Annotated in this window: 16 protein-coding genes; 1 reads left to right on the forward strand and 15 read right to left on the reverse strand. The window is 45.4% G+C overall.

The features are described from left to right. Window positions 1-2: 2 nt before the first annotated feature. From dinG to ASG85_RS36180, 13 genes are all read right to left on the reverse strand, one after another. Complete coding sequence (gene dinG, locus ASG85_RS36120) at window positions 3-2,858, reverse strand: ATP-dependent DNA helicase DinG (RefSeq protein WP_060649456.1); 2,856 nt, start codon at window positions 2,856-2,858, stop codon at window positions 3-5. Between the two features lie 90 nt (window positions 2,859-2,948). Next, window positions 2,949-3,542, reverse strand: a complete 594-nt coding sequence (locus ASG85_RS36125; protein WP_057301774.1) for a tetratricopeptide repeat protein — start codon at window positions 3,540-3,542, stop codon at window positions 2,949-2,951. A gap of 80 nt (window positions 3,543-3,622) precedes the next feature. Then, window positions 3,623-4,006, reverse strand: a complete 384-nt coding sequence (gene panD, locus ASG85_RS36130; protein ID WP_060649457.1) for an aspartate 1-decarboxylase — start codon at window positions 4,004-4,006, stop codon at window positions 3,623-3,625. Between the two features lie 5 nt (window positions 4,007-4,011). Beyond that, window positions 4,012-4,875: a pantoate--beta-alanine ligase gene (panC, locus tag ASG85_RS36135; protein ID WP_060649501.1), complete on the reverse strand. Its 864-nt coding sequence runs from the start codon at window positions 4,873-4,875 to the stop codon at window positions 4,012-4,014. A 23-nt stretch (window positions 4,876-4,898) separates the two neighbouring features. Next, window positions 4,899-5,756: a 3-methyl-2-oxobutanoate hydroxymethyltransferase gene (gene panB / locus ASG85_RS36140; protein ID WP_060649458.1), complete on the reverse strand. Its 858-nt coding sequence runs from the start codon at window positions 5,754-5,756 to the stop codon at window positions 4,899-4,901. Between the two features lie 244 nt (window positions 5,757-6,000). Further along, the gene (locus ASG85_RS36145; protein ID WP_060649459.1) at window positions 6,001-6,969 is read right to left on the reverse strand and encodes a biotin--[acetyl-CoA-carboxylase] ligase; all 969 of its coding nucleotides are present in this window, start codon (window positions 6,967-6,969) and stop codon (window positions 6,001-6,003) included. 505 nt (window positions 6,970-7,474) lie between these two features. Then, window positions 7,475-8,794: a CCA tRNA nucleotidyltransferase gene (locus ASG85_RS36150; protein ID WP_060649460.1), complete on the reverse strand. Its 1,320-nt coding sequence runs from the start codon at window positions 8,792-8,794 to the stop codon at window positions 7,475-7,477. A gap of 26 nt (window positions 8,795-8,820) precedes the next feature. Then, on the reverse strand, window positions 8,821-9,993 hold the full coding sequence (gene bshA / locus ASG85_RS36155; RefSeq protein ID WP_060649461.1) for an N-acetyl-alpha-D-glucosaminyl L-malate synthase BshA: 1,173 nt from the start codon (window positions 9,991-9,993) through the stop codon (window positions 8,821-8,823). A gap of 18 nt (window positions 9,994-10,011) precedes the next feature. Then, a complete protein-coding gene (bshB1, locus tag ASG85_RS36160; protein ID WP_057301780.1) occupies window positions 10,012-10,704 on the reverse strand; it encodes a bacillithiol biosynthesis deacetylase BshB1 in 693 nt (230 codons plus the stop codon). A 1-nt stretch (window position 10,705) separates the two neighbouring features. Continuing rightward, complete coding sequence (locus tag ASG85_RS36165) at window positions 10,706-11,125, reverse strand: methylglyoxal synthase (RefSeq protein ID WP_057301781.1); 420 nt, start codon at window positions 11,123-11,125, stop codon at window positions 10,706-10,708. A gap of 26 nt (window positions 11,126-11,151) precedes the next feature. Further along, the gene (gene dapB / locus ASG85_RS36170; protein ID WP_057301782.1) at window positions 11,152-11,955 is read right to left on the reverse strand and encodes a 4-hydroxy-tetrahydrodipicolinate reductase; all 804 of its coding nucleotides are present in this window, start codon (window positions 11,953-11,955) and stop codon (window positions 11,152-11,154) included. Window positions 11,956-11,988: 33 nt separating this feature from the next. Beyond that, window positions 11,989-12,492 carry a tetratricopeptide repeat protein gene (locus ASG85_RS36175; protein ID WP_060649462.1) on the reverse strand — a complete coding sequence of 168 codons (504 nt, stop codon included), beginning with the start codon at window positions 12,490-12,492 and terminating at the stop codon, window positions 11,989-11,991. A gap of 64 nt (window positions 12,493-12,556) precedes the next feature. Continuing rightward, window positions 12,557-12,895 (reverse strand): nucleotide pyrophosphohydrolase, encoded by a 339-nt coding sequence (locus ASG85_RS36180; protein ID WP_057301784.1) that lies wholly within the window; start codon window positions 12,893-12,895, stop codon window positions 12,557-12,559. 111 nt (window positions 12,896-13,006) lie between these two features. Here ASG85_RS36180 and ASG85_RS36185 point away from each other — a divergent pair, with 111 nt between their 5' ends. Continuing rightward, on the forward strand, window positions 13,007-13,879 hold the full coding sequence (locus ASG85_RS36185; RefSeq protein WP_057301785.1) for a YitT family protein: 873 nt from the start codon (window positions 13,007-13,009) through the stop codon (window positions 13,877-13,879). Window positions 13,880-13,932: 53 nt separating this feature from the next. Here ASG85_RS36185 and ASG85_RS36190 read toward each other — a convergent pair whose 3' ends face one another. Both ASG85_RS36190 and ASG85_RS36195 read right to left on the reverse strand, forming a co-directional pair. After that, a complete protein-coding gene (locus ASG85_RS36190) occupies window positions 13,933-14,811 on the reverse strand; it encodes a sporulation protein YpjB (protein WP_057301786.1) in 879 nt (292 codons plus the stop codon). Window positions 14,812-14,877: 66 nt separating this feature from the next. After that, window positions 14,878-15,537: a DUF1405 domain-containing protein gene (locus ASG85_RS36195; protein ID WP_235550299.1), complete on the reverse strand. Its 660-nt coding sequence runs from the start codon at window positions 15,535-15,537 to the stop codon at window positions 14,878-14,880. Between the last annotated feature and the right edge of the window lie 59 nt (window positions 15,538-15,596).

Here is a 15,596-nt window from a genome sequence, read left to right on the forward strand (position 1 = left end):
CGCTATGCCTCCCCCATCCACTCTTCAATCCTAGGTAACATTTGCTCGGTCGTCATATGCTCAATCTTCGGACCAGGCAATGAATAAAGGAAGTGCTTGCCATAATACGTATCAATGACACGAGTATCATAGATGATAACGATGCCTTTATCGGATGCACGTCTAACAAGTCGGCCAAAGCCCTGCTTAAATCGAATGACAGCCTGCGGCACAGAAAATTTCATAAATGGATTCTCGTTGCGCTTCTTAATATTTTCACACTTAGCCTCAACAAGAGGGTGATTTGGCGGTTGAAACGGCAATCTTATAATAGCAAGACAACTTAACGCATCTCCTGGAATATCGACACCCTCCCAGAACGAGCTGGTGCCCAGAAGGACACACATTTTGTTATCTTGGAACATCCGGGTCAGTTTACTCCGATTACCGCTGTCGACCCCCTGCCCGAGCACGGTAATTCCATGTGGCTTCAAGAGATCCTTCATGCCGGCATAAATTTGCTTAAGCATACGATTCGAAGTGCACAAAATCAACATTCGTCCTTTGGTAATTCGCGCAACATCACTGAGCGACTCAATAAGTGCGTTGATAAAAATAGGATCACCGGCACCTTTGATTGTTGGGAAGTTCCGCGGAATGACGACGAGAGCTTGTTCTCTATAATTAAAAGGAGATGGCAATTGAACAGTTTTCAGCTTGCCCGATTCTTCATCCTCAGGGATAACTAACCCTAATTGATCCGCTGAATATTGAAAAGATTTATTAACAGACAACGTCGCGGAGGTCAGGATAATACTGTCTTTGGTCTCAAAGAAATGCTGCTGCAGCAAACCACTTACATCCGTAGGCACCGATACGAGCTGCAGTGACTTCGATTTGGCATAGGTACCCGCTTCCATCCAATACACATAACCCTCATCAGCCATTTTCATAAAAAAGTGCAGGGCATCTCGATGGTTGTATAGCTCCTTTACCGTGCCATTCAAATCAGTGACTAAACCTTGGACTCCAAAAACTTCCTGCATGTCCTTCACTTCATTTAACAATTTATCAAGCGTGCGCAGTAAATCATTCGCATTCAAATAAATATTGTCTTCCATGATCAAAAGCTCTCGCCATTCGGGTGGAAGCGTTTCGGGCTTCATCCGCAGTACGTATTGTGAGTTTTCCGATTGCGAAGGATCGCTCCTAGAAGATAACAGCTCATAGAGCGCTTCACTAAGCCGATCCCAATCCTCTTTGATTTGCACGATTTTGGGAAAGAGCCCATCGATAGTTTGACTCCAAGCGGCCGCGCGTTCCTGCTGCTCATCCGATTTCTGCAATCGAAACCGCAACATCGGTAATTGGCCACTTCGATTATCTTTATATAGCCATAGCAACGAATGATAAAATGCGGAAGAATGCAGCTCAATTCCAAGATGCTTACTGGCCACTTCTTCAAAGTGATGCGCCTCATCAATGACAAGGTGCTTGTAAGCCGGTAGAAGGCGGTTCTCAGCCTTCATATCCGTGAAAAGGAGGGAATGGTTCGTAATAATTACATCGGCCGTATTGGCATCATTACGAGCGCGATGATAGAAGCATTTCTTGTACCAAGGGCACATGCGATTCAAACAAGAATCAGTGTCACTTGCAACCGAATACCAGAACTGCGCACCCTTATTGCCAAAATGCAGCTCCTCTTCATCTCCATGCTCCGTCTCACTAAGCCATACAACCATCTGCGCTGCCGTGATCGGATCTTCCTTGCCATTCTCGTAATCACTTGTTGTTAGCTTTGTCTCGAATTTACGCAGGCATAAGTAATGACTTCTGCCTTTAAGTACAGCAGCTTTGAAAGGGATAGGGAAAATCTCCTTCAAGAGAGGAATGTCCCGCTCACGGAGCTGTTCTTGTAAGTTAATCGTGTGCGTAGAGACAATCACTTTCTTCTCATACTTGATGCCATAATAAATGGATGGTATTAAATACCCTAGCGATTTCCCTGTCCCTGTTCCCGCTTCAATCATCAAATGCTGATCAGCCCTTAGTGACTTTTCAACTTCCCGGATCATCTGCTCTTGGGATTCACGGTCTTCAAAGATCTCGAATTTTTCACGTAAGGCTGTTTTCAAACCTTGATGAAACTCCGTAAAGGAAGAACCTAAACCATCCGCATCGGCGTCGCTGCGCGTATCTTCCTCATCGCCCCAATCGGTGACATTAAGTGTAAATTGACGGAAATATCGATTCGTATCCATATCCACACTGGTTATAGACTCTTTGTATACACATATTTCATCGAGGAACCAACCCAAATCGCTGTTGCCATTTTCGAAAATATGCTGCAAGCGTTGAACTGTAAGAAGCGGCAGCCTTAGCAAGCGTTCCATACAAATAATCCATATGGCTGCCGTTACTTCTGCATCGCTATCCGCTTGGTGTGGCCTTTCATGATCAATACCGAACAATCCAGCCACCATGCTAAGCTGAAGACTCGAAATTGATGGAAATAAGATACGCAGCAAATCCATCGTATCCAGCACACGTCCTGAGAAAGGCGGGTATCCTGTTTTCGTTAGTCCTTTTTGCAAAAAGGATAAATCAAAAGCCGCATGGTGCGCCACAAGCACACAATCAAACAATAGCGGAAACATATCCGCCATGACTTGGTCAAGTGGGGGAGCATCCGCAACCATGTCTTCCGTTATCCCTGTAAGTGTTGTAATCGAAGAAGGTATACTTATCCCTGGTTTGACCAGAGAAGTATACCTGTGAGTAATTTGAAATTGATCTATAATGACGAGTCCAACCTGAATAATTTCATCTGCAGGCTGACTTCCTGTCGTTTCAAAATCCAAAACTGCAAATTTCATGACGTGTATCTTCAATCCTTTCGTCCTGCACTTCTCCTAGCATACCAAATCTTATTAGGAAAAGGGAATACCCAGTTAGCCGCTTCCGTTTTAGGATTCGTCCAAATTGATCAGCGGCTCCATGCAAGAAGGATCGGTGTGATAAGCTTTTTGAAAATATTCAAAGGCTTTTTCCATATTCTGATTTTGCACTTGAATGCAGCCCATTGCGTTGTAGGAAATGGCCTTCATCTTGGTATTGTCGGTCAAGGGCAGAAGGAACTTGAAGTGTTGGTACGCTTCTCCAAACTCCCCTTTGCGCAAATGACCCATCGCTAAATACACCCGGGCTAGCAAGAAATCTGGCTGTCTTTGAATCAGAACTTCGAATTCTTTGATCGCTTGATCGTACATATAAAGCTTGTAAAATCCCTGGCCCCGCATGAATTCATCCGTCTGCTTCCCAGTCACATCTAGATCCATCAGCTCATCATGAAGGGTTTGGGTACTCATCGGTACGGCCCCATAAAACTTTCCCAACTTCTCCTCAAAAAGCAGCCACGCCTCGATGAACTCATCACTCATCGTTTTCAACACCTGCAATTGTTCGTCGAGCTCAGCCTTTTTTTCCACGTCACTATTCGGATATTCTTTTTGGATTTCTTCCAAAACCTCGTTCATTGTGGAAAATAAATGCTTAAACATTTGGCATCCCACCTTTGCTTCGAAAGCTTATCCTCATTCTTTGTAAACAGCGCCGATTTCATGCATGGAAGTGATCCCTCTTAAAAGATGGTGGAATGCTCTTCTTCTTTGAGAAGCTGCGCAACTTTATTATTTTCACCCATAATGGCAATCGTCGGTTGATGTTTCTTCGCTTCTTCATCGGTCATCATCGCATAAGAAATAATAATAACCGTATCACCAGTTTGAACTAACCTAGCTGCCGCCCCATTTAAACAAATCACACCTGTGCCGCGCGGCCCAGGAATAATATAAGTTTCGAGACGTGCACCATTATTGTTGTTCACAATTTGCACTTTCTCATTCGGCAGCATACCAACTAAATCGATCAAATCCTCATCAATCGTAATGCTTCCGATATAATTCAAATTGGCTTCCGTAACAGTTGCCCGGTGGATTTTAGCTTTCATCATGGTTCGAAACATGGAAGTCACTTCCCTACTTGTAAAATTAAATTATCGATCAAACGCGTTTTGCCGAATTTGACAGCCAAAGCAATTATCATAGAATCGGTATGATGGCTATTTTCAAAGGGTTCTAATGTCGGATAAGCTAGTACCTCTACATAGTCAATGACGGCTAAAGGTGAAGTAGCGATATGTTGGCTGACCAAGGCTTCAAGCTCCTGGGGTGTGAAAGTTGAATGTGATTCCACAAATGACTTTGCTTTTTGTAAGGATTGAGACAGAACTAAAGCTTGCTTATGCTCTTCTTCAGAAAGATACACATTGCGCGAGCTCATGGCCAGCCCGTCTGCTTCACGCAAGATAGGACAGGGAACAATCTCGATGCCCAGATTGAGATCTCGCACCATTTGCTCAATGACAGCAACCTGCTGGGCATCCTTAAGGCCAAAAAAGGCTTGATCAGGCTGCACAATATGAAACAACTTGCTAACGACAGTTGCGACCCCGTCAAAGTGTCCAGGGCGCGATGCTCCGCACAGTCTGGAGGTAAGACCAGTCACACTGACTGTAGTGCGCGTCGGTGATGGATACATTTCGCTTACAGATGGCATGAACACTAGGTCAACGCCCGCGGCTTCGGCTAATTGCAAGTCCCGCTCCGTATTGCGCGGGTATCGCTCGAAATCCTCACCTGGACCGAACTGAAGCGGATTAACAAATATACTTAGCACGACAAGTCCACTTTGAGCACGTGCTTTCCGTAGCAAACTAGCATGACCTTCGTGTAAATAGCCCATTGTGGGTACAAACCCAACAGATTGGTCGTTCTTGCGTCGATAGTCTCTTATGCGAGAACGCAAATCAGCAATTGAATGAATCACTTCCATTGTCTGGATCGCTTCCATGCCTCTCACTTCTCCTTATCGCCATACAAGTATTCAACAACATCGTTGTCCATATGAAACGTATGCTCTGGCGCAGGGAATGCCCGTGCTTTCACTTCTTTCACATATTCCCCTATGCCTGCACGAATAGTTTCCCCTATATTCGCGTATGCTTTTACGAACTTTCTGGCAGCACTGTCAGAACCATACTGGAGAAGATCATGATAAACAAGCACCTGGCCATCGCAATGAACCCCAGAACCAATTCCAATCGTAGGAATCGATAGCTGCTTCGTTATCCATTCGGCCAGTTCATCAGTTACCAGTTCTAAGACCACCGCGAAAGCTCCCGCTTCCTCAAGTGCTTTAGCATCACTGAGCAATTTTTCCGCTTGTTCAGAACTTCGTCCTTGTACGCGGAATCCACCAAGTTGATGAACAGATTGCGGAGTTAAACCCAGATGTCCGACGACCGGCACACCAGCCTCCGTGATCGCTTTGACGGTTGCCGCAATCTCAACTCCGCCTTCCAGCTTAACCGCCTTTGCTCCACCCTCTTGCATTAATCGGGCAACACCACGAAATGTAGAGTCCAAGCTTCCATGGTAAGTCAAGAAAGGCATATCCGCTACAATGAACGTATTCGAAGCTCCACGCACCGCGGCTCGCGTCTGGTAAACCATATCATCCAATGTGACCGGCAGGGTTGAATCGTAGCCTAGTACGACATTCCCTAGAGAATCTCCTACAAGGATAACATCAATGCCTGCCTCTTCCGCCAAGCGGGCTGAGGGATAATCATAAGCAGTTACCATCGTAATGGGAACGCCATCTTGCTTCATTTTTCTCATCTTAGCTGTCGTAAGCGGCTTACGGTGTTCCATTGTTATCCCAGCTTCCTCATATAAAATAAAAAACCTTTTAGCTAAGAGCTAAAAGGATCGCATGCAGAAAGAATCCAATGATCCCTCTGTCTCGGTCCCATAAGGCTCAGAGCAGAATCCAACATCTTGTTTCAAGTCCTATTCCTTTGTAAATAAACTACCACCGTCAAGCTGCAAGTGCAGTTCCTTTAAGGATACCGCCTTGTCTTGCTATTATACCAAATGTTGCTTCCATTTGATACCTTTACTTCAGTTCAATATCTCCGGAATAGATCTTTATTTTCTCTCCAGCTTGCGTTATTACCGTTAAAGCACCGGAATCGTCCAACGAATCAGCGATACCTTCAATGACACCAGAAGGTGTATGCGTGCGGATTGGACGCTTCAAAGTTACACTAAGAGCCTCCCACAGCAAGCGGATTGGAGCGAAGCCTTTCTCCATATATAGCGCATAGAGATCTTCAAACTCTAAAAGAAAAGCTTGTACCAAACTTTCTCTTGGGATGTCAGCCCCCGATTCAATCGCGAGAGAGGTCGCAATATCCCTCAATTCCTCAGGATAATCCTCCCTCTTCAAATTCACACTGATACCAATCCCTGCAATCACATACTTGAGCCGTTCATCTTCCCCACTGCTTTCAAGTAAGATGCCGCTTACCTTCTTGCCTTTAATTAGAAGATCATTAGGCCACTTAATGCCGATGTCTACCTGACAAACTTTCTGAATGGAGCGACATAGCGCCACCGCACTAAGCAGCGTTAATTGAGGCATAAAATAGACAGGAATGCGCGGCTTTAATACGAGACTCATCCAGATCCCTTTACCGGCCGGAGAATGCCACGTACGCCCCATTCGACCTCTCCCCGCTGTCTGTGCCTCTGCCAGCACAATCGTTCCTTCAGGAGCACCTGATGCAATGAGAGCGTGTGCAATGGTTTGTGTAGATTCGACTTCCCCGTAAACATGGATTTTCTGACCAAGAACCTTGGTCCTCAATCCGCTCAACAGTTCATTCACTTGCCATGAATTAGGCTTGCTCAACAATCGATACCCTTTACGAGGCGCAGCTTCAAATTCATAACCTGCCGATCGAAGCTCTTCGATATGCTTCCAGATCGCGGTACGGCTAACGTTAAGACGTCGGCTGATTTCCTCGCCGGAAACGTAAGCTTCCGGGAATTCTTGGAACAGCTCTAATATACGTTTGTTCATACGATTTCACTCACGATCTATCGGGAATTTATTTTGACGTCGATTCATCTTATAATGCTGCGGTTGTTGTAGTTCGTGCAACTTTTCGGAGAAAATGCCTCCTCACAACCGGTAAGATTAACTCCAAAATTCGATTTTAGAGTTATTCAGCAACATTCTGAAGGTAGATAGGCTATTGTGGATACAGAATGTTGTAATTACTACAACAATTCATCCTCCCTTTGGCTACTTTGCAAATTGAAGTTGCAGATCGTACAACATTTTTAACCCTTTTGTTGAGAAATGACCTTTTTAGGGCCCAATTGTTGTACATAATGCAACATCGAAGAGACAAAAGCGAGATCTAGGCAGTAATTGTTGTACATTCTACAACAACAACACGCTTATTTGCCCCCTATTATCTCAGAGACTACCAGAAGTAACCTGACTTGTTGTACAGCTTACAGCATTAAGAATTATTCCCATAATATCATCATTCAAAATATAAAAAAACCGCGCTGCGCTGCTACTTAGCAGCACGCGCGGCAAGTAAAAGTGATTCTCGCTCGTTCAAGATTTCGCCGAGCGCGGTTCGTTCAAGCAGCTGCTGCAGCAGTTTGCCCATCCATGGGCCCGGCTGCCGGCCAAGCTCTTCCGCCAAATCCGTGCCGGATATGGCGAGTTCCTTCAGGCTGAAGCAGGGAACCTCCTTCAGCCAAACATCCCCGCGGCGCAGCAGCTCCGGCGCGGTTGTTTGCAGGAAGCGCGCGAGCTCGCCGCGCTGCTCAGAGCATTGCGGCAGCGCGCTCAGCAGCCGCAGCAGAGCGCGGGCAGCGGCTTCACTGCTGCGCACCGCGCCAAGCTTCCAGACCCGCTCCAGCGGAGCCGGGTCCTGTACCATTGCCGCGTCCTGCGAAGCGCCGCTCGTTAGCTGCGCGGCCACAGCCTCACGCAGGGCCAACACTGCCACGACCGCTTCGCAATCGGCGCGGGAGAAGGTCAGCTCCTGGAGCGCCGTGCGGACCGTGTCCGCCGGCATCTCCAGAAGCATCAGCAGCATGGCCCAGCGGTCATGCTGCCCTTCCAGCGCGCTGACAGCGTCCAGCGCGTCATCCCATGCGAGCCAGCGCTCAAAAGGCAGCGGCAGCTGCTTTTTGAGGTGCGCCGTGAGGCGGCTCGCCAGCAACAACCGTACAGCCCGCGCTGGGGCTGGGCCTTCAATCATGCGCTGCAGCTCGCTGCGCACGCGCTCCATTGCGATGTGGCGCAGCAGCGGGGCTTGCGCAAGCAGCGCTTGCCACGTACTCGACTCGACTTCCAGACCGTAGGTCGAGGCAAAACGAACACAGCGAAGCATGCGCAGCGCATCTTCGCCGAATCGCTCCTCTGCAGCCCCTACGCAGCGCAGCACCCCGTCCACAAGATCCTTTTGCCCTGCAAAAGGATCCAATACAACGCCCGCCGCGTCCATCGCCATAGCGTTCATTGTAAAATCGCGCCGCTTCAAATCTTCTGTCAAATCCGAAATGTATTCGACGGATGTCGGGCGGCGGAAGCCCTCATACTCCGTTTCCTTTCGGAACGTCGTCACCTCATAGGTCCCCTGTGACAGGATCACGGTTACGGTGCCGTGCTGCAGCCCTGTCGGCGCCGTCCGCGGGAAGCAGGACATCACCTGCTCCGGCAATGCAGACGTCGCAATGTCGATGTCCTTAATCGGTCGACCAAGCACAGCGTCACGAACACAGCCACCTACAAGATACGCCTCATACCCTGCTTCTGTAAGCTTAGAGAGAACTAAGGAAGCTCCACGATCTATTACTTTTAAATTAACAACATCCGACATGTTACTCCTAACCTGCTAACATCCTCTTATTGACAGGACGAAGCTGTAATGCGATGAGATTCTGGAAGCTCTCTTCCCAGCACACGATAATAAATTTCCTCATATTGAACCGTAGTTATGTCATTACAAAATGTATGCCGAGCACGAGTTAAGCAATTTTGTGCCACTTGTTCGTACAATACTTGATTACTAAGCAAGTTTACGACATGTTCGGCCATTTTATCAGTATCCCCAACATCTGCTAAATAGCCAGTTTCACCGTGCGTAATGAGCTCGGGAATCCCGCCGGCATTAGAGCCGACCGTTGGCACCCCACAGGCCATCGCTTCTAGGGCGACTAGACCGAAGCTCTCTTTTTCCGAAGGAAGCAGCATCACGTCGGCAAGGGAAATCACCTGCGCTACATCATCTTGTTTACCACAGAACGTTACCTTATCTGAAAGGCCAAGTTCCTTTACCTTAGAAATCATTTTGGATAAATCGGGACCTTCTCCCACGAACAAGAGACGCGACGGAATTTCCTGGCTGACTTTTGCAAAAATATCAATAACATCCTGCACACGTTTAACAGGTCTGAAATTAGAAATATGAATAAGAATCTTCTCTTCCGGCCGGGCAAACTCGCCTCTAAGCTTCGTAATATCACGCGGGTAATACACCCGTTTATCGACGAAATTATAAGTTAGATCTATATCACGGTCGATGTCCAATAATTCTCTTGTTTCTTTAATTAAATCTTTCGAGACCGCTGTAACCGCATCGCTTTCATTAATAGCATAGCGAATTAAGTCGGAAATCGATTGATCCTGTCCAAGTACGGTTATATCCGTTCCATGGAGTGTCGTGACAACCTTGAGCTTACTACCAACCATCTGTTTCGCCAGAAGTGCACATACGGCATGAGGAATGGCATAATGAACATGTAGTAAATCTAGCTCCTCCATCTTAGCGACCTGAGCTAATTTACTGGCGAGAGAAAGGTCATAAGGCGGATACCGAAAGACATAATATTGACTGACTTCCACTTCATGATAAAAAATATTTTTATGAAATTTACCTAAACGAAAAGGCATACTGTGTGTAATAAAATGAACCTCGTGTCCTTTTTCAGCAAGCAGCTTGCCAAGTTCAGTAGCAACAACACCTGAACCACCTAAAGTTGGATAACAGGTAATTCCAATCTTGAGTTTATCTTTCATCATGCACCTCTTTTCCGATCAAACGAATCGATCTACCACCAAGGGCAGCTTAGAAACGAAACCTTCTGCATAAGTTAACAAGCGTTTTTGACCAAATAAACGGTCTCGAGCTTCAACTCGTTCGATGTAGCCCTGATTTAAGGGAGTGGCTACCGAACCTTGACCCGATATAAATTGTGAGCGATACGCGCTCAGTGCTGCAATTTTTTCATCATAACAATCGGTTACATCCACCATAAGATCAGCTTCGTAAACGTCATTTATAAAATAAAAATACATCTGCTCCACGTTCACAGGCTCAGAATCAGGTAAATACTTGCGAAGCTTAGCGTTAAAAACAGCTTCCTGAACCAACCCCGAACAGGCCACATGGTCTGGATGCCGGTCCTGCCAGTAAGGTGCAAACACGATTCTCGGCTTAAATTTACGAATTTCTTGCGTAATTCGCTCAATATTCGCCTGTGTGGCAAATAATCCTCGATCCGGTAGTCCCAGATTCGTACGAACCTTCACGCCCAGAATACTAGCTGCCTGTTCAGCTTCCTCGATCCTAGTCTCTACTGTGCCATTTGAAGACATTTCGGCATAGGTTAAATCACAAAGTCCAACCTTTAGCCCAGACTTGGTATGTTTGGCAATGGTGGCCCCCATTCCAATCTCAGCATCATCTGCATGTGCGCCAAATATAAGAATATCGAGAGATTCGCTCATCTTATTCAATACCTGGCTTATATTTATGTACTAACTCTCTCCAACCGAAATCACCGCGATCAAGCGCTCTGACAAGAAGTTCTGCTGTTGCTACATTCGTTGCGCAAGGAATTCCCTGAACATCACACAGGCGCAGCAGAGCAATAATGTCCGGTTCATGTGGTTGAGCCATTAATGGATCTCGAAGGAAAATAATAAAATCCATCTCATTTTCAGCTACTAGTGCGCCAATTTGCTGGTCTCCCCCAAGAGGACCTGACATAAATCGATGTACGTCTAATTTGGTGCCATCCATAATCCGCTGTGCTGTCGTACCTGTTCCATATAACTTATGACCCTCGAATACATGTTCATACGCTGTAACGAAGTTCACCATTTCATCTTTCTTACGATCATGGGCAATTAACGCTATCTTTAACATCTTGTCTTCCACTCCCCTAGGGCTCTTTAATCTATAAAATGCTCGAATCCATAAATCATTCCGCTATATGTCATCACTTTACGTACAGCAATGGCAACGCCCGGCATATAGGCTGCACGATCATAGGAGTCATGTCTAATTTTGAGCGCTTGACCTTGCTCCGCCATAATCACTTCCTGCTGAGCAAAGATTCCAGGCAGTCGAACGCTATGTATTCTAAATCCATTGTAATACCCACCGCGCGAACCTTCAATTGTTTCCTCTTCTTTCGGATTACCTTGACGCAGTTCTCCTCTAACTTCGGAGATAAGTTCCGCGGTTTTCACTGCCGTTCCTGAAGGCGCGTCCAGCTTCTGGTCCCCATGATACTCAATGATTTCTAGATTAGGGAAGTATTTAGACGCTTGAGCAGCAAATTTCATCATAAGTATTGCCCCTATTGAGAAATTCGGAGCTATTATTCCGCCAATTCCACTTTCTTGGCACTGCTTGTCCAATTCAGCAATAGCTTGCGGCGTAAATCCCGTCGTTCCCATTACTGGGCGAATTCCTAGGCGAATAGCCAGGTTTGTATGTGAAACCGCTGTTTGCGGACCTGTAAAGTCTACTAAGACATCTGGTCTGGATTCTGTGAGAGCCTGTTCCAAATCATTGCTCATTTTAACCCCACATTCTTCAAATCCTACCATTCTTCCCAAATCAATTGGGCCAGAGGACCGGTTAACCCCCGCCACCAGTTCCATATCGGATTCTGTGAGAACGGTCTTCACGACCTCTCGCCCCATTCTTCCACTTGCACCAATAACGGCTACTCGAATTTTACGATCCATGTTGAGTATATCTCCTTTTTGTATGTTTCAAGCCTATAATTTCATCTTTTGTTGATAGAGCGCCGCATGCTGTTTCGCAATTTCATGATGAGGCTCCAAACGAACCGCTTCCATCACGGTTTGATAGGCTCTCCCATAATCTTTTCGAAAAGCAAATGCTTCTCCTAGAATAAGATACGCTTCAATAGCCAAAGGATCAAGAGCTATCGCTTCTTTTAGTAAGAAAATCACTCTTTCCGAATGCACTGACTGGGTACTCAGCTGTTTTTGTGCTTTTTCAACTAATTCTCTTGCATGCAGCACTTGCAAATGATAACGATAAACTTCATTATCTTTAACCAACTCAAGTGCCCTAGAAGCATGCTCTATGGCTTTTAACAATTTGTTACTTCTTGCGAAAGTAATCGATAGCTTGTAGTGATAGGCAGCATTGTTTGGTTCTTCAGCTATCGCTTTTTCAAACCATTCAATGGCTTTTTCAAAATCATGACCAAGTATGGATTCGTACGCTTTCTGTATTTGAGTTTCTCCATTCATCTGCCCATCCTCCTCCACCCGAAATCGAGTCTCCCGTTATTGGGGATGGTATAGTTTATGAAGCTTATGTAGTTTCGGTGTTAATTTTGGTCCATCGACCCGCATCCCGCGTGTTGAATTTATGCATGATTTTATCGTGTGCTTCCGTCAAATCAATGCCCAAAGAGTTCGCGAAACAGATGGTTATAAAAAGAATATCACCTAATTCGAGCTCAATAGAATTGTCTTCTTCCGTGCTTTTTTTGGGCTTTTCACCGTATGTATGATTCACTTCTCGGGCTAATTCACCAACTTCCTCTGACATTCTGGCCAGCATAGATAAAGGACTGAAATAACCTTCCTTAAACTGGGAAATATAAGTGTCAACCTCTAATTGTATATCTTTAAGAGTACGTTCGGACATGTTCACCCTTCTTTCCATCATCTTCACCGAGCTATCATTACTATGTTAAACTATAGAAGAAAAGTTGACAAATTTTTTTGGCGATACCATCAAGTATTTGGAGGAACAGGAATGAGATTTAAGGAACGATTTGCTGATCGATTTACGAATGTTGTTGCAATTATGATCGGCACAGCTATTTATGCGTTTGGTTTGCACTATTTTGTTATTTCCAATGAGTTAATGGAGGGCGGTGTTACTGGGGTCTCCTTGCTGCTCAAATACGTACTAAACGTCCCGCCTTCCATATCTACCCTGTTGATTAATATTCCCTTGTTTTATATCGGTTGGAAAAATTTCGGCAAAGGACGGATGCTATACACCATCTTCGGTGTCGTCGCGTTATCTTTCTTTCTATGGATCATGGAGTTACTCATTCAAAAAGAATGGCTGATCCCTTTTCACACCTCTCAGGATTACTTTCTAGCAACTCTATATGCGGGTATTACACTTGGGACTGGACTGGGTCTTGTCTTCCGTTTCGGAGGTACTACGGGCGGCTCTGATATCTTGGCTCATATCGGCAATAAGAAGAGAGGTTGGAGTGTCGGCCAAGTTATCCTCATTATTGACGTCATCGTCATTGGCTCTTCATTAATCTATTTACCAAAAGAGAAGGTCTTATATTCACTTGTTGCCGTCTTCGTAAGCTCTCGTCTCATCGATTATATTTCCGAGGGCGCATACGCGGCCAAAGCTTTTACCATTATTAGTGATCAAGCTAGTCAATTAGCACAAGCCATTACGACGGAACTAGACAGAGGAGTGACTTTATTCCCAGCTAGGGGGGCCTACTCCGGTAATAATAAGGAAGTTGTTTATTGTGTCGTCTATCGTCACGAAACCAGAAGACTTCGAGAGCTCATTCATGCAATGGATCCTAGGGCATTCATCATCATTGGTGATGTACATGATGTTATTGGTGAAGGATTCAAAACACAGTAATGCAAAAAGTGGGTTAAGCAGCTATATAAGCTTGCTTAACCCACTTTTATGTTTTACCTATTTTCGCTTTCTCTTGATTGCTTCACCTGCACAATGTGTCGTCCTGATTGGTACATTCTCCATCCAACGAAGGATAGTACACTGACAATAATGAGACCAATACCTATCGACCAGATAATTGGCTGTTTAGGATCCGTAATCGGTACGAAAGCGATCGCATCCTTGTTCTTTAGAAACAAATCATCCAAAACTTGGTTCAGATGGTCAAGCCCCGACTCCAATTGTCGAGTCGACATAGGCTGACTATTCACATTCGTTCGGATAAAAGTGAGCAGTGAATCAAGCTTTTCGACGGAAGCGGCATCTCGGCTAATTAGCAAGGAAGGATGAATAATGGCAATATGCTGCGACAGCTTACCGAAATTCGCCAACGCCTCCTTCTGTTTATTCGCTTTTACGTCCTCGTTCAAGTTATTCGTATCATTTTGCAGTACTTTATAGTATTGCAGCCACATAGGCTGGTTCTTATGTGTTAGTGCATCCGTGGCTAAACGAATTTTGGCGACAGCGATCTCCCCTTCTTCCGGTGAATAGGCTGCGGCATTATAGACCCTTTTCGCTTGTGTAATCGTCTCCGTTAAAGCATTTAAACCCTCAACAGATGTAATACCCTCAAAATGAATCTTAGGAATTTGATCAGACATTTGCAGCAGTTTATTTCTCGCCTCTGTGACTTGACCATCCATGGTTTGTTTGTACATATCATCGGCAATTTGGTTCAAAAACGCTATCCGCTCTTGTTGTTCAGGATCTATTGGCTTAGCGGCTTGTCCGTTTGTACTCGTGCTAACTCCACAAGCTGAGCTTATAACTATAACGGCTGCCAGCAGAAGTGTGGTCGTTAACCATTTCATACCGGAATAATTAAACATGGGACATCCCCTCCTTCACCATCATCATATGGAGGTTTGTCCCAATTTAGACCAGCAGCTATGCGGTTATGTACTTCTTTTCTTACGGGTAAGCAGGCATATGACTGCAATCAATATACCAGTAATACTTAACCCTACTGTGAACCATTCTATCGTATGTAGATTGTCTTCAAGTTCTCGAGGTAATCGCGGGAAAATTCCTCTTTCATAATCCATGAAATCGTTCCAAAATGTCCAGATGGCGACAATGATAATAGCCGTTAGCCGGTATCTATACCATCGAACAAATAGCAGCGCTTCCACAGCCATTGCCAAATGGGAACCTGTTAGCATCCAACCATCCCAACCGACGGGAACTCCCTGCCACGCACCTGTCCAAATCATGGCAACCGCCCAGATGCCATATTTAAACGAAGTAATCAATGCGAATGCTTCAACAAACCCGCGAAAAGCTCGATAAAGCTTATTAGGTTGTTGATCCAAAGAACGGTCCATAAGCAGGAAGCCGATTGATAAAGTAAAAAACAAGCTGGCTGTTGGGCTATCTGGAACAAAATATACGTACCAAACAGGATAATTAGCAATCGTATCGACCATTTGTGCCCAGTACCACTCATAGCCATAAACGGTTCCTAAAAGGTTTGAAATGAAAAACGCCCACAACATCTTTTTGCTGAGCAGAAAATCCTTGCTCCAAAAATAGGAAACGGACAACCCTTGCTGCAAGTAAGCTCCTCCTCTTGTGCCAACTTATCTAAAAAAACCTGACCGCTCTCGCGATCAGG

Source organism: Paenibacillus sp. Soil724D2 (genome assembly GCF_001427935.1).
Classification (GTDB): Bacteria; Bacillota; Bacilli; order Paenibacillales; family NBRC-103111; genus Paenibacillus_E.